Annotated in this window: 20 protein-coding genes; 9 read left to right on the top strand and 11 right to left on the bottom strand. The window is 69.3% G+C overall.

From position 1 onward, the window contains the following. Positions 1-82 precede the first annotated feature (82 nt). The 6 genes from ACNKFW_RS09665 to ACNKFW_RS09640 all read left to right on the top strand — a co-directional run bounded on the left by ACNKFW_RS09665 (position 83) and on the right by ACNKFW_RS09640 (position 5,680). Positions 83-460, top strand: coding sequence for a sarcosine oxidase subunit delta (locus ACNKFW_RS09665; RefSeq protein WP_024842963.1), 378 nt, complete (start codon positions 83-85; stop codon positions 458-460). After that, positions 457-3,387 carry a sarcosine oxidase subunit alpha family protein gene (locus ACNKFW_RS09660; protein WP_418024175.1) on the top strand — a complete coding sequence of 977 codons (2,931 nt, stop codon included), beginning with the start codon at positions 457-459 and terminating at the stop codon, positions 3,385-3,387. Before ACNKFW_RS09665 ends, ACNKFW_RS09660 begins: the two co-directional genes overlap by 4 nt. Then, positions 3,380-3,898: a sarcosine oxidase subunit gamma gene (locus ACNKFW_RS09655; RefSeq protein ID WP_418024173.1), complete on the top strand. Its 519-nt coding sequence runs from the start codon at positions 3,380-3,382 to the stop codon at positions 3,896-3,898. The genes ACNKFW_RS09660 and ACNKFW_RS09655 overlap by 8 nt, the downstream gene beginning before the upstream one ends. 60 nt (positions 3,899-3,958) lie before the next feature. Next, positions 3,959-4,411, top strand: coding sequence for a hypothetical protein (locus ACNKFW_RS09650; protein WP_418024171.1), 453 nt, complete (start codon positions 3,959-3,961; stop codon positions 4,409-4,411). A 107-nt stretch (positions 4,412-4,518) separates the two neighbouring features. Then, positions 4,519-5,118 (top strand): superoxide dismutase, encoded by a 600-nt coding sequence (locus ACNKFW_RS09645; protein ID WP_024842959.1) that lies wholly within the window; start codon positions 4,519-4,521, stop codon positions 5,116-5,118. Between the two features lie 121 nt (positions 5,119-5,239). Further along, complete coding sequence (locus ACNKFW_RS09640; protein ID WP_418024169.1) at positions 5,240-5,680, top strand: copper chaperone PCu(A)C; 441 nt, start codon at positions 5,240-5,242, stop codon at positions 5,678-5,680. Here the strand turns inward: ACNKFW_RS09640 and ACNKFW_RS09635 are convergent. Further along, on the bottom strand, positions 5,677-6,318 hold the full coding sequence (locus ACNKFW_RS09635; RefSeq protein WP_024842957.1) for an arylesterase: 642 nt from the start codon (positions 6,316-6,318) through the stop codon (positions 5,677-5,679). The two genes, ACNKFW_RS09640 and ACNKFW_RS09635, sit on opposite strands and share 4 nt — an antisense overlap. Continuing rightward, complete coding sequence (locus ACNKFW_RS09630) at positions 6,315-8,738, bottom strand: heavy metal translocating P-type ATPase (protein WP_024842956.1); 2,424 nt, start codon at positions 8,736-8,738, stop codon at positions 6,315-6,317. Before ACNKFW_RS09630 ends, ACNKFW_RS09635 begins: the two co-directional genes overlap by 4 nt. A gap of 428 nt (positions 8,739-9,166) precedes the next feature. Here ACNKFW_RS09630 and ACNKFW_RS09625 point away from each other — a divergent pair, with 428 nt between their 5' ends. Further along, the gene (locus ACNKFW_RS09625; protein WP_024842955.1) at positions 9,167-9,745 is read left to right on the top strand and encodes a L,D-transpeptidase; all 579 of its coding nucleotides are present in this window, start codon (positions 9,167-9,169) and stop codon (positions 9,743-9,745) included. After that, positions 9,746-10,843: a tRNA 2-selenouridine(34) synthase MnmH gene (gene mnmH / locus ACNKFW_RS09620; protein WP_024842954.1), complete on the top strand. Its 1,098-nt coding sequence runs from the start codon at positions 9,746-9,748 to the stop codon at positions 10,841-10,843. Positions 10,844-10,861: 18 nt separating this feature from the next. Here the strand turns inward: mnmH and ACNKFW_RS09615 are convergent, their stop codons facing one another. The 9 genes from ACNKFW_RS09615 to ACNKFW_RS09575 form a co-directional block, all read right to left on the bottom strand. Further along, positions 10,862-11,665: a purine-nucleoside phosphorylase gene (locus ACNKFW_RS09615; RefSeq protein WP_024842953.1), complete on the bottom strand. Its 804-nt coding sequence runs from the start codon at positions 11,663-11,665 to the stop codon at positions 10,862-10,864. Continuing rightward, complete coding sequence (locus ACNKFW_RS09610; protein ID WP_418024166.1) at positions 11,649-12,614, bottom strand: ABC transporter permease; 966 nt, start codon at positions 12,612-12,614, stop codon at positions 11,649-11,651. Before ACNKFW_RS09610 ends, ACNKFW_RS09615 begins: the two co-directional genes overlap by 17 nt. Continuing rightward, positions 12,614-13,708 carry an ABC transporter permease gene (locus ACNKFW_RS09605; protein WP_418024164.1) on the bottom strand — a complete coding sequence of 365 codons (1,095 nt, stop codon included), beginning with the start codon at positions 13,706-13,708 and terminating at the stop codon, positions 12,614-12,616. The genes ACNKFW_RS09610 and ACNKFW_RS09605 overlap by 1 nt, the downstream gene beginning before the upstream one ends. A gap of 61 nt (positions 13,709-13,769) precedes the next feature. After that, complete coding sequence (locus ACNKFW_RS09600; protein ID WP_418024162.1) at positions 13,770-15,383, bottom strand: ABC transporter ATP-binding protein; 1,614 nt, start codon at positions 15,381-15,383, stop codon at positions 13,770-13,772. Beyond that, positions 15,384-16,370 carry a BMP family lipoprotein gene (locus ACNKFW_RS09595; RefSeq protein ID WP_024842949.1) on the bottom strand — a complete coding sequence of 329 codons (987 nt, stop codon included), beginning with the start codon at positions 16,368-16,370 and terminating at the stop codon, positions 15,384-15,386. It lies immediately after the preceding gene. A 91-nt stretch (positions 16,371-16,461) separates the two neighbouring features. Then, positions 16,462-16,863, bottom strand: a complete 402-nt coding sequence (locus ACNKFW_RS09590) for a GNAT family N-acetyltransferase (RefSeq protein WP_024842948.1) — start codon at positions 16,861-16,863, stop codon at positions 16,462-16,464. Then, complete coding sequence (tsaB, locus tag ACNKFW_RS09585; RefSeq protein WP_418024160.1) at positions 16,860-17,453, bottom strand: tRNA (adenosine(37)-N6)-threonylcarbamoyltransferase complex dimerization subunit type 1 TsaB; 594 nt, start codon at positions 17,451-17,453, stop codon at positions 16,860-16,862. The genes ACNKFW_RS09590 and tsaB overlap by 4 nt, the downstream gene beginning before the upstream one ends. Further along, positions 17,446-18,000, bottom strand: a complete 555-nt coding sequence (locus ACNKFW_RS09580; protein WP_024842946.1) for a NifU family protein — start codon at positions 17,998-18,000, stop codon at positions 17,446-17,448. The genes tsaB and ACNKFW_RS09580 overlap by 8 nt, the downstream gene beginning before the upstream one ends. A gap of 267 nt (positions 18,001-18,267) precedes the next feature. Continuing rightward, complete coding sequence (locus ACNKFW_RS09575; protein WP_024842945.1) at positions 18,268-18,723, bottom strand: universal stress protein; 456 nt, start codon at positions 18,721-18,723, stop codon at positions 18,268-18,270. 139 nt (positions 18,724-18,862) lie between these two features. On the opposite strand from ACNKFW_RS09575, the gene ACNKFW_RS09570 reads away from it, so the two are divergent. Then, a complete protein-coding gene (locus ACNKFW_RS09570; RefSeq protein WP_407672825.1) occupies positions 18,863-19,627 on the top strand; it encodes a sugar transferase in 765 nt (254 codons plus the stop codon). Positions 19,628-19,735 lie beyond the last annotated feature (108 nt).

Raw genomic sequence — 19,735 nt, 5'->3', positions numbered from 1 at the left:
GCCTTCCATCGCCGCCTTGCGCGCCCGGCCGACCCTCTGGGCGCCGGCCCGCCTGCGCGCCTTGCCGCCCAAGGAGTGATCCATGCTGACCCTGACCTGTCCCTATTGCGGCGTCGCGGCCGAGGAAACCGAGCTGCAACCCGGCGGCGAGGCGCATCTGAAGCGCTTCGGTCCCGGCTCGTCGGATGCCGAGTTCGAGGCCTATCTTTTCGCCCGCAAGAACCCCAAGGGCGTGCATTTCGAACGCTGGCGCCATGCCTATGGCTGCGGCAAGTGGTTCCTGGCGGCGCGTGACACCGCTACGCTGCAGGTCTTTGGCACCTACAGCGCCCAGACCCCGCATCCCACGCCCGAGATCGTCGCCGCCATCCAGGCTGCGCGTCCCGACTGGCAGCCCGACTGGCCCGAAACCTCCGCCGAAACCCCTGTCGATACCCCCGCCGAAAGCCTGAACGCATGACCCGGACCGGACCCTTCCGCCTGCCGCGCGGCGGCCGCCTGATCGACCGCGCCTATCAACTGCCCTTCCGTTTCGACGGCCGCCAGATGCGCGGGGTCGCGGGCGATACGCTGGCCTCGGCCCTGCTGGCCAACGGCCAGCTGATGATGGGCCGCAGCTTCAAGTATCACCGCCCGCGCGGCCCGATCGCCTCGGGCGCCGAGGAACCGAACGCGCTGCTGGGCCTCGGTCAGGGCGGCCGGTTCGAGCCGAACCAGCGCGCCACCACCACGCCGCTGGTCGGTGGCATGGTCACCGCCAGCCAGAATTGCTGGCCCAGCCTGAACGCCGATATCGGCGCAGTGAACAACTGGCTCTATCGCTTTTTCCCGGCCGGTTTCTATTACAAGACCTTCATGTATCCGCGCGGCTTCTGGAAACATGTGTTCGAGCCGATCATCCGCCGCTCGGCCGGCCTGGGCAAGGCCCCGACCGATCCCGACCCGGACAAGTACGAACAGGCCTATGCCCATGTGGACGTGGTGGTCGTCGGCGGCGGCATCGCCGGGCTGGCCGCGGCCCGCGACGCCGCGCGCCGGGGCAAGTCGGTCTGGCTGGTCGAGCAGGCACCGCATTTCGGCGGCCGCACGCCGACCGACCATGCCGACGGCCAGGCCCGCGTCGATGCGCTGCTGGCGGAATTGCGGGGGATGGAGAACGTCACCCTGCGCCGCTCGACCCAGGCGACCGGGCTTTACGACCACGGTTATCTGCTGGTGCGGGAATCGCTGGCCGATCACGACCCGAACGCGGGCATCCCGCGCCAGCGCCTGTGGCGCATCCGCGCGGGCCATGTGATCGTCGCCACCGGCGCGCTGGAGCGGCCGCTGAGCTTTGCCGGCAATGACGTGCCAGGGGTCATTCTGGCCTCGGCCGTGCGCGATTACATCGACCTTTACGGCGTGGCGCCGGGCCGGCGGATCGTCGTCGTCACCAATAACGACGATGCCTATCGCACCGCGCTGGCGGCGCTGGATGCCGGGCTCGAGGTCGCCGCGGTGATCGACGCGCGCAGTTCGGCCACGGGGGCGCTGCCCGCAGCGGTGCGCGCCCGCGGCCTGCGCGTCCTGACCGGCAGCGCCATTGCCGGCATCAAGGGCGGCCAGGCGGTCGAGGCGGTCAAGATCTGCGCCCATTCCGGCTCGGGCCAGGTCACCGAGACCGTGGATGCCGATTGCGTCGCCATGTCCGGCGGCTGGTCGCCGGTGGTCCACCTGTGGAGCCATTGCGGCGGCAAGCTGAACTGGTCCGACGCGCAGTCGATGTTCGCCCCCGACCCGAACCGCCCGCCGACCGGCGCCGACGGCAAGGCGATGGCCAGCTGCGCGGGTGCAGCGGCGGGCGACCTGCTGGTCCCGGACCTGACCGGCGCGCAGGCGGAATCCGCGACCATGCCGGTCTGGGTCATGCCGGCTCACGCCACGCGCAAGATGAAGTTTAAGATGTGGCTCGACTTCCAGAACGACGTGAAGGTCTCGGATGTCGAACTGGCCGCGCAGGAAGGCTATCACAGCGTCGAGCATACCAAGCGTTACACGACCCTTGGCATGGCGACCGACCAGGGCAAGGTCAGCAACATCAACGGCCTTGCCGTGCTGTCCCATGCGCTGAACCAGCCGATCCCGGCCACGGGCACGACGACCTTCCGCCCGCCCTATACGCCGCTGACCCTGGGCACCATCGCCGGCGAGGCGCGGGGCGAGATCTTCCAGCCCTTGCGCAAGACGCCCATGCATGGCTGGCACGAAAGCCGCGGCGCCTTCTTCGAGCCGGTCGGCCACTGGCGCCGCCCCTATTGCTACCCGAAGGCGGGCGAAAGCCATGGCGACGCGGTGGCGCGCGAGATCCGCGCGGTGCGGGCCTCGGTCGGCACGCTCGACGCCTCGACGCTGGGCAAGATCATCGTCAAGGGCCCGGATGCGGGCAGGTTCCTCGACATGATGTATACCGGCATGATGTCCACGCTGCCGGTGGGCAAGTGCCGCTATGGGCTGATCTGCAACGAGAACGGCTTCCTTGTGGACGACGGCGTGGCCGCGCGGCTCAGCGAGGACACCTGGCTGGTGCACACCACCACCGGCGGCGCCGAGCGCATGCACGGCCATTTCGAGGACTGGCTGCAATGCGAATGGTGGGACTGGAAGGTCTGGACCGCCAACGTCACCGAGCAATGGGCGCAGGTCGCCGTGGTCGGCCCGAAGGCCCGCGTGCTGCTGGAGCGGCTGGGCGGCATGGACCTGTCCCCCGAGGCGCTGCCCTTCATGGGCTGGGCCGAGGGCCAGATCGCCGGCATTCCCGCCCGCGTCTATCGCATCAGCTTTTCGGGCGAACTCAGCTTCGAGGTGGCGGTGCCGGCGAACCGCGGCCTTGAACTGTGGGAAAGGCTGCATGAGGCCGGGCGCGACCTGGACGTTACCCCCTACGGCACCGAGGCGATGCATGTCATGCGCGCCGAAAAGGGCTTCATCATGATCGGCGACGAGACCGACGGCACGGTGATCCCGCAGGATCTGGGCCTGAACTGGGCGATCAGCAAGAAAAAGGCGGATTATATCGGCAAGCGCGCGCAGGAGCGCAGCCACATGACCGATCCCCGGCGCTGGAAGCTGGTGGGGCTGGAAAGCGTCGACGGCCGGGTGCTGCCCGACGGCGTCTATGCGGTGGAAGAGGGCGTGAACGCCAACGGCCAGCGCAAGGTGCAGGGCCGCGTGACCTCGACCTACATGTCGCCGACGCTGGAGCGGCCCATCGCCATGGGCCTGGTGCGGCAGGGGCCGGAACGCATGGGCGAGGTGCTGGAGTTCCCGGTCGCGGGTCAGGAAAGCTACAAGGCGCGGATCTGCGATCCGGTCTTCTACGACAAGGAAGGGAGCCGGGCGAATGGCTGAGGCACTGGCGAAGATCTCTCAGGTGCAGGACTGGGGCATGATCCAGATCCGCGCCGACCTGGCGCGGGCGGGCGAGGCCATCGCCGCGGCGGCCGGGGTGGCGCTGCCCGAACAGGGCCGCATCACCACCGACGGCAGCCGCTCTCTCGGCTGGATGTCGCCGGACGAGCTGCTGCTGGTCCTGCCGTGCGCCGAGGCGGCCGAGGCGCTGGCCGCCCTGCAGGACGCGCTTGCGACTGAACACGCGCTGGTGCTGGATGTCAGCGACATGCGCGCGGTGTTCCGCATCCAGGGCGCCCGCGCGCTGGACGTGCTGGCAAAGCTCTGTCCCGCCGACCTGGCGGCCATGCCCGAGGACGGGCTGCGCCGCACCCGCGCGGCCCAGGTCGCCTGCGGCATCTGGCGCGAGCCGGGCGGCTATGTGCTGATCGGCTTCCGCTCGGTCACCGACTACCTGCGCGGCATCCTGACCGGCGCGGCGGCGCCGGGCACGCAGCTTAGCCCGCGCTAGGACTTGTGGCGGCGGCAGGGCGGCGTATGGATGGGGGGTGAAAGCCACCCGGTTGATTCCATGCGCGCCGCCCTTGTCTTGCCCTGTCTCCTCGCCGGCCTGGTTTCACCGGGCCCCGCCGCCATCGCGCAGGCCTGGGGGCAAGAGCCGCCGGTGGTGATGATGTGCCAGATCCTCGACGAAAGCGGCACCGGCTGGGTGCCCGAGTTCATCATGATGACGCGCCAGACCGCCGGCCCGCGCCAGGGCCGGATCGAGGTCTTCGACCCGATCCTGCAGCGCATCGTCGGCCAGCCGATCGAGGCCAGGATCACCGCCGATGACCGCACCAGCCGCAGCTATGGCTGGGCGCTGGCCGGGGTGCGCAATGCCTCGGGGCAGCGGACCGAGCGGCTGGACTTTCGGCTGACGGTGCAAAAGGCCGATGGCAGCGCGCGGGTGACGGTGACGGCGCTGGGCTATGACAACATCATGACCGGGACCGGGGCCTGCGGCTCTCCTGGCGGGGGATAGGGCAGGAACCCGCGCCGCCTTGAAGGCGTTTAGCGGCCGACAGGGCTTTTCCCCGTTTGGCAGCTGTGCCAGAACAGATTCCGAAACCGTTGGAAAGGAAACCGAAAATGGCCTTCACGCTTCCCGATCTTCCCTATGCTCACGACGCGCTGGCTGCTGGCGGCATGTCCAAGGAGACGCTGGAATACCACCACGACAAGCACCACAAGGCCTATGTCGACAAGCTGAACGAGCTGGTCGCCGGCACCGAATGGGAAGGCAAGAGCCTCGAGGACATCGTCAAGGGCACCTACCAGTCGGGCGCCGTGGCGCAGAACGGCATCTTCAACAATGCCAGCCAGCATTGGAACCACGCCCAGTTCTGGGAAATGATGACCCCGAACCCCGGCGCCATTCCGGGCGAACTGGAAAAGGCCCTGACCGAAGCCTTCGGTTCGGTGGACGAGTTCAAGAAGAAGTTTTCGGAAGCCGGCGTCGGCCAGTTCGGCTCGGGCTGGGCCTGGCTCGTCAAGGACAAGGACGGCAGCCTGAAGGTCACCAAGACCGAGAACGGCGTGAACCCGCTCTGCTTCGGCCAGACCGCGCTGCTGGGCTGCGACGTGTGGGAACACAGCTATTACATCGATTTCCGCAACGCCCGGCCGAAATACCTGGAAAACTTCCTCGACAAGCTGGTGAACTGGGAAAACGTGGCCTCGCGCCTCTGATCCCGGCAAGGCATCGCGTCAAGGCCCGCCCCGTTCGGCGGGCCTTTTCCGTGGCGGGCGGAATCGGGTTGCGGCGCGGCGCATCCGGCGCCAGTCTTCGCCCGATGCGCAAGGAGACGAGATGAAACCGCTGCTGCCCGCCCTTTGCCTGGGCCTGATCCCCCTTGCCGCGCCGGCGCAGGATGCGGGGCTGGTCATCCATGGCGGCTATGCCCGCGCCGCCAATCCCCGTTCCGGCGCCGCCTTCATGGTGATCGAGAATCGCGGCGCCGGGGCCTGCACGCTTTCCTCGGTCGCCTCGGACGCGGCCGAGCGGGTCGAATTGCATACCCATCGCGACGAGGGCGGCGTGATGCGGATGGTCAAGGCGGGTCCGATCCGGATCTCCGCCGGCGCCCGGCACGAACTGGCGCGGGGCGGCGATCACGTGATGCTGATGGGATTGAAGCAGCCGCTTGCGGATGGCGAGGAACTGGCGCTGACGCTGGATTTCGGCCCCTGCGGCACGGTCCGGGCCCGCCTGCCGGTCGACAACAAGCGCATGCCCGGCCACGCGCATTAGCGCCGGGCTTCGGCCCTTTCGATCAGCGCCTCGACCTTGGGGCCCAGCGATTGCACGATCAGCCCGACCCCCTCGGCCGAGGCATGCAGCCCGTCGGGTTGCAGCATGGCCTTATAGCCCTCGTCCGGCAGGTCGAAGAGCGGCTGATACAGGTTCTCCATCAGCAGCGCATCGTGCTGCGCGGCCATGCGCGGCCATATCTCGGCCCAGTCGCGGCGCAAGGGGTCGTCATGGTCGGGCGAGGCGATGCCGACCAGCAGCAGCGGCCGGCCGGTCTTGCCGGCCTGGCCCAGGATCGAATCCAGGTTGTCTGCGACCATGGCGGGGGAAAAGCCCATCAACAGGTCGTTGCCGCCCAACTCGACGATCACCGCATCGGGCTTGTGGCGGGCCAGCGAATAGCCGATCCGCACCCGTCCGCCCGCCGTGGTGTCGCCCGAAAGCCCGCCGTTCAGCACCAGCACGTCATGGCCGCGCGCCCTCAGCCAGTCCTGCAATTGCGGCACCAGCCCGTGCTTGCGCGGCAGGCCGTAGCCTTCGGTCAGGCTGTCGCCGAAGGCCAGGATGCGCAGCGGCGTCGCCGCCGCCATCGGTGCGGCCGCAAGGGCCAGGATCAGGACAAGGGCTTTCAGCATCATGCGGCACGCCTCAATCGCAACGCGTTACTGACCACGAAGACCGAGGACAGCGCCATGGCCCCGGCCCCCAGCATGGGTGACAACTGTGGCCCGCCAAAGGGCACCAGCGCCCCCATGGCCACGGGAATCAGGGCCACATTGTAGCCGAAGGCCCAGAACAGGTTCTGCCGGATATTGCGCATGACGCTGCGTGACAGGCGGATGGCCCGCGCCACGCCCATCGGATCGCCGCCGACCAGCACCACCTCGGCCGATTCGATGGCGACATCGGTGCCGGTGCCGATGGCAATGCCGGTCTCGGCCGCGGCCAGCGCCGGGGCGTCGTTGATGCCGTCGCCGACAAAGACCGTGCCGGGGCCCATCTCGCGGATGGCGGCCAGCTTGCCCTCGGGCAGCACGCCGGCGGTCACGCGGTCGATGCCCAGCTGGCGGCCCACCGCCTCGGCCGTGGCCTGCACGTCGCCCGAGATCATCGCGGTTTGCAGGCCAAGCGCGTGCAGTTCGGCCACGGTCTCGGCCGCCTCGGGGCGGATGGGGTCGGCCAGGGCCATGGCGGCGGCGTGCCGGCCGTCCACGGCCAGATGCACCGGGGTCGCGCCATGCGCCGCCCAGCCCTCGGCCGCGGCGATCAGGGCGGGGGCGGCGGTGATGCCCGCCTCGGCCAGCGCGGCGGCATTGCCGATCAGCAGCGCGTGCCCCTCGACCCGTGCCGAAAGCCCGCGGCCCGCCGCAGCCTGAACCGCCTCGGCCGTGGGCAGCTCCAGCCCCTTGCCGTGCGCGGCGCCGACGATGGCGGCCGCCAGCGGGTGTTCCGAACGCGCCTCGGCCGCGGCGGCAAGACGCAGGGCGTCCAGGGGCGCGATCTCCTCGGCCTCGATGGCGGTCAGGGCGGGCGCGCCTTGCGTCAGCGTGCCGGTCTTGTCGAAGCCGACGATGCGCGCCTCGGCCAGCCTTTGCAGCGCGTCGCCGCGCCGAAACAGCACGCCCAGTTCCGCGCCGCGCCCGGTGCCGACCATGATCGAGACCGGCACCGCCAGCCCCATGGCGCAGGGGCAGGCGATGATCAGGACCGCAATCGCCGCGACCAGCGCCTGCCCCAGCGCGCCGGCAAAGATCATCCACAGCGCGAAGGTCAGGGCCGCCAGCCCGATCACCACCGGCACGAAGACCGCGGTGATGCGGTCCACCAGCGCCTGCACCGGCAGCTTGGTGGCCTGCGCGTCCTCGACCATGCGGATGATGCGGGCCAGCACCGTGTCGCCGCCGGTCGCGGTGACGCGATAGGCCAGCGCCGCGTTGCCGTTCACCGTGCCGCCGGTCACGGGATCACCCGGCTGCTTGGCGACCGGCACCGGCTCGCCGGTCAGCATGGATTCGTCGATGGCGCCGCTGCCCTCGGTCAGCACGCCGTCCACCGCCACCCGCTCGCCGGGGCGCAGATGCACGATGTCGCCGGGATGCAGTTCGGCCACCGGGATTTCGACGATGCGGCCGTCGCGCTCGACATGGGCGCTGTCGGGAGCAAGTTCGATCAGCCGGCGGATGGCGTCGCCGGCCTGGCCCTTGGCGCGGGCTTCCAGCCAGCGGCCCAGCAGGATCAGCGTGACGATGACGGCAGCGGCCTCGAAATAGACATGCACCGAATCCGGCGGCAACAGGCCCGGCGCGAAGGTCGCCACCGTCGAATAGAGCCAGGCCGCCGAGGCGCCGAGCGCGACCAGGCTGTTCATCTCGGGTGCGCGGCGCATCAGCGCGGGGATGCCGATGCGGAAGAACATCCGCCCCGGCCCGGCCAGGACGGCGGTGGTCAGCAGGAACTCCAGCACCCAGAGCGTGCGCTGGCCGATGGCCATGTGCAGCCAATGATGGAAGGCGGGAAAGGCATGGCCGCCCATCTCGGCGACAAAGACCGGCAGGGTCAGCACCAGGGCGACCAGGAAATTGCGCTTCAGCGTGGCCGCATCGCCGCCATGGTCGTGCATGTGATGGCCGGCCTCGGCCTGCACCTGCGCCGGATAGCCCTTGGCGGTCACTGCATCGGCCAGCGCCTGCGGCGCGACGGCGGGGGAATGGCGGATGGTGGCGCTGCCGGTGGCCAGGTTCACCTGCGCCGTGGTCACGCCGGGCAGCGCGGCCAGCGTCTTTTCGACCCGGCCCGAGCACGAGGCGCAGGTCATGCCCTCAATGGCCAGGCGGGTTTGCTGCGGCTCGGCCGGGTAGCCGGCCCGCGCCAGCGCCTCGACGGCGCGGGGCAGGGCCTCGGGCGCGGCCAGGCGGAAATGCGCCCGGCCGGTGGCCAGGTTGACCTGCGGATCACGGACGCCCGGCACGGCGGCCAGCGCCTTTTCGACGCGGCCCACGCAAGAGGCGCAGCTCATGCCCGAGACGGTCAGCTCGGCATCGTTTGGGTGATGTTTCATCGGATTGTCCTGTCAGAATGGCGAAAGAAGGCGCGATTCAGACAGGGTGTGGCGGAGCCTGCGGATGGTGCGGTGCGTGGTGCAGAAGCTGCTGGGGCAGCGGCCCGTCGCCCGGCGCGGGGCGCCAGCGCAGCGGATGGCCATCGCCCGCCAGCATGGGACGGGCCAGGCGCGGACGGGCCGCGACATGGCAGCGGCAACCGCGCCCGCCCCGGCCCCGGCACAAATGCGGGGCGCGCACGGGCGCGCGACGCGGCGGGCGGCGGATGGAGGCACAGGTCGCGCAGGTCATGGCGGGCGGTCCTTTCCCGATGCAAGCTAGGCACGTTTGCCGCGCGTTTCAACCGCGTCACGGCGCTTTGAGTTGATCCCGGCCGCCCGAGCGGTTAGGCGCATGGTCAAGAAACGCAAGGATTCAGGACGGACAGATGAACCGCAGACAGATGCTGATGGCCGCCTTGCCGCTGGTGGCCGTGCCCTCGCTGGCCCTGGCACAGGCCCAGCCCGCGGCGCTGACCACCAAGGCCGAGCCCCGGCGCGATCCCTATGCCCCGACCGAGGTCTCGATCCGCAACGATTTCGAGGTCGGCAGCATCGTCGTGGTCTCGAAGGATTTCTTCCTCTATCACGTCATCGCGCCTGGCCGGGCGGTGCGCTATGGCGTCGCGGTGGGCAAGGCCGAGCTGGTCTGGAAGGGCCGCGCCACCGTCGGGCGCAAGACCGAATGGCCCAGCTGGACCCCCACGCCGGCGATGATCAAGCGCAATCCCGGCCAATATGCCAAATGGGCCGACGGCATGCCGGGCGGCCCGTCCAACCCGCTGGGCGCGCGGGCGCTGTATCTTTACGACGCCAGGGGCAACGACACCTCGATCCGCATCCATGGCACGACCGAGCCGAACTCGATCGGCCGCGCCGTCTCGAACGGCTGCATCCGCATGCGCAACGAGGCGGTGATGGACCTGTTCGAGCAGGTGCCGATCGGAACCCCGGTCTACGTCTACTAAGTGGACATCCGCCTGACATCGCTGTCGGACCCGGTGCTGTCCGGGTTCGATACCGTCATCGACACGCGCTCGCCTTCGGAATATGCCGAGGATCACCTGCCGGGCGCGATCAACCTGCCGGTGCTGTCGGACGAGCAGCGCGCGCAGGTCGGCACGATCTACAAGCAGGTTTCCCCCTTCGATGCCCGCAAGCTGGGCGGCGCCATGGTCGCCGCCAATGCCGCGCGTCATATCGCCGGGCCGCTGGCGGGTTTCGGCGGCGGCTGGCGGCCGCTGGTCTATTGCTGGCGCGGCGGCCAGCGTTCGGGCGCCTTCGCCACCATCCTGTCGCAGATCGGCTGGCGTGTCGGCCGCATCGAGGGCGGCTACAAGGCCTGGCGGGCGCTGGTGGTGGCGCGGGTCACGGCACCCGTGGCCGCGCCGGTGGTGGTGCTGGACGGCAATACTGGCAGCGCCAAGACCGAAATCCTGGCGCGGCTTGCGGCGCGCGGCCACCAGGTCATCGACCTGGAGGGGCTGGCGAACCATCGCGGCAGCCTGTTCGGGGCGCTGCCGGGCGGCCAGCCATCGCAGAAGCTGTTCGAAAGCCGCCTCGCCCTGGCGCTGGAGGCGCTGGACCCCGCGCGGCCGCTGCTGGTCGAGGCCGAAAGCTCGCGCATCGGCGCGCTGAACCTGCCACGCGGCATCTGGCAGGCGATCGCGGCGGCGCCGCGCATCCGTCTGGCCGTGCCGGTCGAGGCCCGCGCCGCCTATACCGAACGCGCCTATGCCGAGACCTGCGCCGATCCCGAGGCCGTGGCGCGGATCGTGGCGCTGTTGCGGCCCTTGCACCCGGCCGAGCGGATCGAGGGCTGGTTGCGCCTGGTCGATGCCGCCGACTGGCGCGGGCTGGCCGAGGGGCTGATGCGCGACCATTACGACCCACGCTATGAGAAGCACCGGGCGCGCCATGACGACGGTCGCGGGCCGGCGGTGGCGCTGGACGGGCTGGACGACCTCGAGGCCGCCGCTTCGGCGGTCGAGGCGGTGCTGGCGGGGCTTGAGCTTGCCGGGCCGGCGCCGGCGGCACGCTCGGCGGCCTCCGGCGGGGATATTTGAACAAGAAAGAAGCCGGGGTCAGGCGCCCTGGCCGAGGAAGCGGCGCAGGATGCGTTCCAGCTTGGCCGCGCCCAGCGGCGCCATGGCCTTGGTATGTTCGTGGCTGATCGATTCGTCCGAGAGGCCGGCGCCCATATTGGTGATGACCGAGACGGCGGCGCAGCGCAGGCCCAGGAAGCGCGCCAGGATCACCTCGGGCACGGTGGACATGCCGACCGCATCGGCGCCCAGGATGCGGGCGGCGCGAATCTCGGCCGGGGTCTCGAAGGAAGGCCCCGAGAACCAGCAATAGACCCCCTCGGGCAGCGCGATCCCATCGGCCTCGGCGGCGGCCCTGAGCCCGGCGCGGAGGCCCGGGTCATGGGCGTCGGTCATCGGCACGAAGCGCGCCTCGCTGGGTTCCCCGATCAGCGGATTGGTGCCGGCGAAGGCGATGTGGTCCGACAGCAGCATCAGGGATCCCGGCGGCATCTCGGCGCGCAGGCTGCCCGCCGCATTGGTCAGGATCAGCTGCCGGGTGCCGAGCGCCTTCAGCACCTCCAGCGGCAGGCGCATGACATCGGCGCGGCCGGATTCGTAGTAATGCGCCCGCCCGCCCAGGACCGCGACCCGCCGCCCCTCCAGCTGTCCGACGACCAGTTGCGGCACATGGCCCGACACCCCGGCATGCGGAAAGCCCGGCAGGTCGGAATAGGGAATCGCCACGCCCTCGACCGCCGCCGCCAGATGCCCGAGCCCCGAGCCGAGGATCAGCCCGTATTCCGGCGGCGCGTCCCCCGCCCGGCTGCGGATCAGATCGGCGAGTTCAGCGTTCCTTGACATAGGGCTCTCCTCCGGCGCGGGGCGGGATGGCGCGGCCGACGAAGCCGGCCAGGATGATGACGGTCAGGATATAGGGCAGGGCGTTCATGAACATCGAGGGCACGGTCACCACCCCCAGGTCGAGATTCGGGAAGCGGTTCGCCACCGCCTCCATCAGCCCGAACAGGAAGGTGGCGAAAAGCGCGCTCCATGGCCGCCACTTGGCGAAGATCAGCGCCGCCAGCGCGATGAAGCCACGCCCGGCGGTCATCTCCTTGACGAAACCGGCCGAGATGCCGGTGGCGAGATAGGCGCCTGCGAGGCCGCAAAGCACCCCGCAGATCATCACGGCGGCAAAGCGCAGCCGGGTGACCGAGACGCCAGCGGTATCGACCGAGGCCGGGTTCTCGCCCACCGCGCGCAGCCGCAACCCGAAGCGGGTGCGATAGAGTACCCACCAGGTCAGCGGCACCATGGCGAAGGCGATATAGACCAGGATGGTGTGGCCCGAGATCAGCTCGGCATAGACCGGCCCGATCACCGGCACCGGGCGCAGGCTGTCGGCGAAGGGCAGGGTGATCTCGCCGAACCGCGCCGCGCCGGAGAGCGAGGGCGTGCGCCCGCCCAGCCCGAAGATCTTCTGCCCCAGAAGCACCGTCAGCCCCGAGGCGAGGAAGTTGATCGCCACGCCCGAGATCAGCTGGTTGCCGCGAAAGCTGATCGAGGCGAGGCCATGCAGCCCGGCCATGGCCGCGGCGCCGGCGATCCCGGCCAGCAGCCCCAGCCAGGCGCTGCCGGTGGCATAGGCGACCGAGGCCGAGGCAAAGGCCGCCATCAGCATCTTGCCTTCCAGCCCGATGTCGAAGACCCCGGCGCGTTCCGAATAAAGCCCGGCCAGGCAGGCCAGCAGCAGGGGCGTCATCAGCCGCACCGCCGAATCGAGGATCTGGATCACCGTCGCGAAATCCATCACGCTCCCTTCCGGCGCAGCGCCGTGAACAGCCGCTCCAGCGGCATGCGCACCATGTTGTCCAGCGCCCCGGTGAACAGGATGACCAGCGCCTGGATGACCACGATCAGCTCGCGCGGGATCGAGGTCCACAGCGCCAGCTCGCCCCCGCCCTGGTAGAGGAAGCCGAAGAGCAGCGCCGCCAGCAGCACGCCGAACGGATGGTTGCGGCCCATCAGCGCCACGGCGATGCCGATGAAGCCGGCGCCCTCGACCGCGTTCAGCATCAGCCGCTCGGCCTCGCCCATGACGTTGTTGATCGCCATCAGCCCGGCCAGCGCCCCCGAGACCAGCATGGCCAGGACCGTGATCCGCACCGGCGAGATGCCGGCGTAAAGCGCCGCCGGTTCGGACTTGCCGAAGGCGCGGATCTCATAGCCCGGCCGCGTATGCCAGATCAGCAGCCAGACCAGCAGGCAGGCGGCGATGGCGACGAAGAAGGTGACATTGGCGGGCGTGTTCCGGCCCCATTCGAAGCCGAGCCCCAGCGCCATGTCCGAAAGCTTCGGCAGATGCGCCGCCGCGGGGAACCGGGCCGAGGCCGGGTCCATGCTGCCCACGGGCCGCAGCAGGTTGACCAGGACATAGTTCAGCAGCGCCGCGGCGATGAAATTGAACATGATGGTGGTGATGACGATATGGCTGCCGCGCCGGGCCTGCAGCCAGGCCGGGATCAGCGCCCAAAGCGCCCCGAACAGCGCCGCCCCGACCGCCGCCGCCGGCAGAGCGAAGGCCCAATGCGGCCAGGGCAGGGCCAGTACCACCAGCGCGACGCCCAGGCCCCCCAGGGCGGCCTGCCCCTCGCCGCCGATGTTGAACAGCCCGGCATGATAGGCGACCATGACCGCCAGGCCGGTGAAGATGAAATTCGTTGTGTAATACAGGGTGAAGCCCCAACCATAGCTGGATCCCAGTGCGCCCTGGACCATCACCTTCAGCGCCTCGACGGGATCTTCACCGATAGCCAGGATCACCAGTGCCGAGATGCCAAAGGCCAGCACCAGAGAAATCAGCGGCGTCAGGATCACATCCGCCCATTTCGGCATTCGCTCCATCAGCCCGCCTCTCCCGGTTTTCTCCGTTTTCCAAATACTCCCGCCGGAGGCATGCGACGGCTCATCCCGCACCGCCGCCGGCATCCGTCGCCGGCGCGGCCGCCGGCGGGATCGCCGCCTCGGGCGGCGTCAGGGCGGGATCGACCCCGGCCATCAGGCAGCCCAGATCTCCGGTCGTCGCCCCTTCGGCCGGGCGCTCGTCCATGACGCGACCGTCGAACATCACCGCGATGCGATCCGACAGCGCCATGATCTCGTCGAGCTCGACCGAGACCAGCAACACCGCCTTGCCGGCATCGCGCAGCGCCAGGATGCGCTTGTGGATGAACTCGATGGCGCCGATATCAACCCCGCGCGTCGGCTGGCCGATCAGCAGCAGGTCCGGGTTGCGCTCGACCTCGCGCGCGACCACGATCTTCTGCTGGTTGCCGCCCGAGAAATTCCGGGCCGTAAGGTCCGGGTCCGGCGGGCGGATGTCGAAACGCTCGATCTTGGCCATGGCATCGGCGCGGATGGCGGCATTGTCCATCAACGGGCCGCGCTGGAACTCGGGCGCGTGGTGATAGCCGAAGGCCGTGTTCTCCCAGGCGGTGAAATCCATGATCAGCCCTTCGGCCTGCCGATCCTCGGGAACATGGCCGATGCCGGCGCGGCGCCGCGCGCGGCCGTCGGCCTCCGGACCGTTCAGCGGCAAGGGCCGGCCATTGAGCCGGATCTCGCCCTGAAGCTTTGCCCCCGCCTCGGGAAAGCCGCCCAGGATCTCCAGCAGTTGCGTCTGGCCGTTGCCGGCCACCCCGGCGATGCCCAGGATCTCGCCTGCCCGGATCTCCAGGTCGATGCCGCGCAGCCGCTCGACGCCCTCGGCATCGACCATGCGCAACCCCCGCACCTCCAGCACCGGCGCGCCCGGCCGGGCGGGTGGCTTTTCCACCCGCAACAGCACCTTGCGGCCCACCATCAGCTCGGCCAGCTCGGTCGGGCTGGTCTCGGCGGTCTTGACCGAGGCCACCATCTCGCCGCGCCGCATGACCGAGACATTGTCGGTGATCTCCATGATCTCGCGCAGCTTGTGGGTGATCAGGATGATGGTCTTGCCCTCGTCCTTGAGCCCGCGCAGGATGCGGAACAGGTGGTCGGCCTCGGCGGGGGTCAGCACGCCGGTCGGCTCGTCCAGGATCAGGATGTCGGCCTGGCGATACAGCGCCTTCAGGATCTCGACCCGCTGCTGGTGGCCGACCGACAGTTCCTCGACCAGCGCATCGGGATCGACCTGCAAGCCGTATTCGGCGGCCAGCCGCTTCAACGTGCCGCGCGCGCGGGTCAGCGAGGGATGCAGGAGCCCGCCGTCCTCGGCGCCCAGGATCACGTTTTCCAGCACGGTGAAGTTCTGCACCAGCTTGAAATGCTGGAACACCATGCCGATGCCGGCGCGGATCGCGGCCTGGCTGTCGGCGATGGCGACGGGCTGGCCGCCGATCTGGATCTCTCCGGTATCGGGGCGGTAGAAACCGTAAAGGATCGACATCAGCGTCGATTTCCCGGCGCCGTTTTCGCCGATGATGCCGTGGATCGTGCCGCGCCGCACGACCAGGTCGATGTCCTTGTTGGCCTGCACCGGCCCGAAAGCCTTGGAAATCCCGCGCAATTCGATCGCCGGGGCGGGCGCGGCCGTCATCTACTGCACCGGGCAGGTATTGTCGGTCATGTAGTCATGCACCTTGATCCCGCCCGATTCGATGGCCTGGGCGGCGGCGTCGACGGCGGTGGCGATCTCGTCCGAGATCAGCGGCTTGTTGTTGTCGTCCATGGCCAGCGACACCCCGCCCGAAGCCAGGTCCATGACCCGGACGCCCGGCTCGACCTCGGTCCCGGCCTTGAAGGCCTCGTAGACGGAAACATCCACGCCCTTGACCATCGAGGTCAGCACCTGGCCCGGATGCAGGTGGTTCTGGTTGCTGTCCACGCCGATCGACAGCACGCCGGCATCCGCCGCCGCCTGCAAGACGCCGATGCCGGTTCCACCCGCCGCGGCATAGACCACGTCCGCCCCCTGCGAGACCTGCGCCTTGAGCAGCTCGCCCCCCTTCACCGGGTCGTTCCAGGCGGCGGGGGTGGTGCCGGTATAGTTGATGATCAGCTTGCCGTCCGGCCGGGTGGCCTTGAAGCCCTGGGCATAGCCGCATTCGAACTTGTGGATCAGCGGGATGTCCATGCCGCCGATGAAGCCCACCGTGCCCGATTTCGACGCCAGCGCCGCCGCGACGCCGGCCAGGTACGAGCCCTGCTCCTCGGTAAAGACCACGGATTGCACGTTGGGCTGCTCGACCACCATGTCGATGATGACGAATTTCGTGTCGGGATAATCCGGCGCGATCTTGGCCAGCACCTCGCCAAAGGCAAAGCCGGTCATCACGATGGGATTGGCGCCCGATTGTGCCAGCCGGCGCAGGGCCTGTTCGCGCTGCGCTTCGGATTGCATCTCCAGTTCCTTGTAGGTGCCCCCGGTCTCGGCCTTCCAGCGTTCGGCGCCGTTATAGGCGGCCTCGTTGAAGGATTTGTCGAACTTGCCGCCCAGATCGAAGATCAGCGCCGGATCGGCCAGGGCTGCGACGGGCAGCAGGGTCAGGCAGGCGCCGGCGAGCAGGGATTTCATCAGGGACATGTCGGACCTCAAGACGGTTTGCGGGCGAGTCGGCCCAGGATGTTCGGATTAGGGCGCATGGGCCGGAATCCGTCAACAATCTTGTCTTGGGTCAGAGGGTGCGCCGCATCAGCACCGCATCCAGGCCGGGCGCGTAGTAATTCCGCCGCTTTCCAAGGGTTTCCCAGCCCGCGCCGGCATAAAGCGCCATGGCGGCCGCATTGTCCGCCGCGACCTCCAGGAAGGCCTCGCGCGCGCCGTGCGCCCGTGACGTGGCGGCGAATTCGGCCAGCAGCGCCGAGGCCAGCCCCTGCCGCCGCGCCTCGGGCGCGACGGCCAGCGTCAGCAGCTCGGCCTCGTCCGCGATGGCGCGGCCCAGCAGGAAGGCTTGCGGCCGGGTCAGCAGGAAATTCGGCGGGCCGGCCAGCAACGCCTGGAACTCGGCCGCCGTCCAGGGCCGCGGATGCGCGGCAAAGCAGCGGCCGTGCAACGCCGCCAGGTCGTCGGGCGTCATGACAGGATCAGCGGGCCGCGGTCGCGCGCCGGCGCGGCATCGGCCGGGCGCAGATAGATCGGCGCCGGGCGCGGCAGGTCCGGCTGGTCGCGGCGGGCGGCGGCGATGCGGGCGATGGCCTCGGCCAGCGGCATCACCGCGGGCAGCGGTGCGGGGCCGGGCGGCAAATCATGCGCGGGGGCCTGTTGCGGCCGGGTGGCCTGCCCGGTGCCGAAATCCTCCCAGATCACCTCGCCCGCACGCGCGGGCAGCGCGACGCGGCAGGGGCGGGGCAGGCCATGTGCGGCGGCCTCGGTCGCGCTGACGCCGATGGCGGGGATGCCCAGCGACAGCGCCAGCCCCCGCGCCGCCGCGACCGAGATGCGGATGCCGGTGAAATTGCCCGGCCCGATGCCGCAGCCGATGACGGACAGGTCGCGCCAGCCCAGGTCCGCCTCGACCAGCAGCTCTTCCAGCAGCGGAAACAGCCGCTCGGCCTGGCCGCGGGCCATGTCTTCCTGGCGCTGGACCAGCAGGCGGTCGCCTTGCAGCAAAGCGGCCGCGCAATGCGCGGCCGATGTGTCGAAGCCCAGCGAAAGCGCCTCAGCCAACGGGCCGCACCTCGGTCACTTCGGGGATGTAGTGGCGAAGCAGGTTCTCGATGCCCATCTTCAGCGTCAGCGTGGACGAGGGGCAGCCGGCGCAGGCGCCCTGCATGTGCAGATAGACCACGCCGCGGTCGAAGCCGTGGAAGGTGATGTCGCCGCCGTCCTGCGCCACGGCCGGGCGCACGCGCGTATCCAGCAGTTCCTTGATCTGGTTGACGATTTCTGCGTCGGGGCCGTCCTGGTCGTTATGGGCGCTGGCGGTCGCGCCCTCGATGGCTGGGGCGCCGGACTGGTAATGCTCCATGATCGCGCCCAGGACCGAGGGCTTCAGATGGTCCCAGACCGCGTCCTCGGCCTTGGTCACGGTCACGAAATCCGAGCCGAGGAAAACCCCGGTCACGCCTGGCACGGCAAAGATGCGGCGCGCCAGCGGGCTGGTCGCGGCGGCCTCGGCTGCGGGAAAATCGGCGGTGCCGCTGCCCAGGACGGTTTCGCCCGGCAGGAACTTCAGCGTCGCGGGGTTCGGGGTGGTTTCGGTCTGGATGAACATGGCGCGGGCTCCTTTGTGGCGGATATGGGGATCGAAGGGCGGACAAGTCAAGTCGGAGGGCCGCACGGCGGGCGGGCGGCCTTGAGCACGCGAAGAAACAGCATGTGCAGAAATCGCCATGGGCATGGCCGAAAGGGCTGCCCGCCAGCGCGGCAGGGACGCGATCTGCACGGTGCCGGGGGTCATTCCGGCCGCGCCGGCGCGGCAACGGTGCCGGGACCAGGCGTCGGCCAGGCGCAGCGACCATCCGCCGCAGCGGGCGGTTCGTCAGGTGATCTGCTCCAGCCGTTCGCGCGAGATGTCGCCGGGCACGATGGTGACGGGGCAGGGCAGGTTTGCCACCTCGCGCGTCAGCCGGGTGACCAGCGGTCCCGGCCCCGCGCTTTCGGTCGAGGCGGCCAGCACCACCACGCCGATCTCGGGATCGTCGTGGATCTGGGCCAGAAGCTCGGCGCCCGGCTCGCCCTCGCGCACCACCAGTTCCGGCTCGATGCCGGGACGGTCGCGCATCCATTTGGCAAAGACCTCGTAATGTGCCTCGATCCGCTCATAGGCTTCGGCGCGCATCACGTCGGCGACGCCCATGCCGTGCTGGATGGCCGTGGTCGGAATGACCGCGAGTACCTGCACCCCGCCGCCGGTCTTGGCCGCGCGCAGGGCGGCATAGCGGATGGCGTTCAGGCATTCGCGGGAATCGTCCAGAACCACCAGAAATTTCCGCATGAATCCGCCCCGGTTGCCCCAGAATGAGCAAAGACTGGCCGAAAGCTGGGGTTTGCGCAAGTGCGGTGCAGTTTATCCCTTGCGCTCATTCAAAATTAACGAGTGCTATGGTAGGGGGAGGATGGTAGCCACAAGCCAAATGCGGGACAGAATTGTGACGATTCACCAGGACTGGGAAAAAGCCGACATTGCGCGGCTCGCCACAGTGGCCCAAGACGAGATGTCGTGGTTCAAGGACCATGTGCATCCCCCCGCCATGACCACCATGCCCCTGTCGAAACGGGTATTCGACATCACCCTGGCGCTGCTGGCCCTGGTGCCGCTGTCCATCGTCATGGCGGCCTTTGCCCTGATCCTGCTGGTCGTGCAGGGACGGCCGATCTTTTACGCGGCGCCGCGGATGGCGGCGCCGGGGCGGACCTTCACCCATCTCAAGTTCCGCACCATGTTGCGGCAAGAGGGCGATTTCGGCGTGACCGGCGCGCACAAGGCTTGGCGCATCACGCCGCTGGGCCATTTCATGCGCCGCACCCGCATCGACGAATTGCCGCAGCTGTTCAACATCCTCAAGGGCGACATGAGCTTCGTCGGGCCGCGCCCGACCATCCGCGAATATGTCGAACGCTATCCCGCGGTCTATGGCCAGGTGCTGAAAAGCCGCCCCGGCGTCACCGGCCTGGCGACGCTGATCTACCACCGCCACGAGGACCGCATCCTGCGCCGCTGCAAGAGCGCCGAGGCGACCGAGGCCGCCTATGCCCGGCGCTGCCTGCCCACCAAGCTCAAGATCGACCTGATCTACCAGAGGAACCGGACGCTGGCGCTGGATCTGTGGATCATCTGGCGCACCGTGCTGATCGTGCTTTACAAGGACGAGCGGCCCCGGCGCCGCGGCCGCAAGTAAGGTCCGCGGCGATTTTTCCGATCTTCGCGGATCCCCCGCCCCCGCCGGGCGTTATGGCGGCATATCCGTCGTAGACCCACAGGATCCTGACGCGACCGGCGCGGAAAC

This window comes from Paracoccus sp. TD-10, from assembly GCF_048270675.1.
Taxonomy (GTDB): Bacteria; Pseudomonadota; Alphaproteobacteria; order Rhodobacterales; family Rhodobacteraceae; genus Paracoccus; species Paracoccus pantotrophus.
This window is presented reverse-complemented; position numbering and strand designations above follow the sequence as displayed.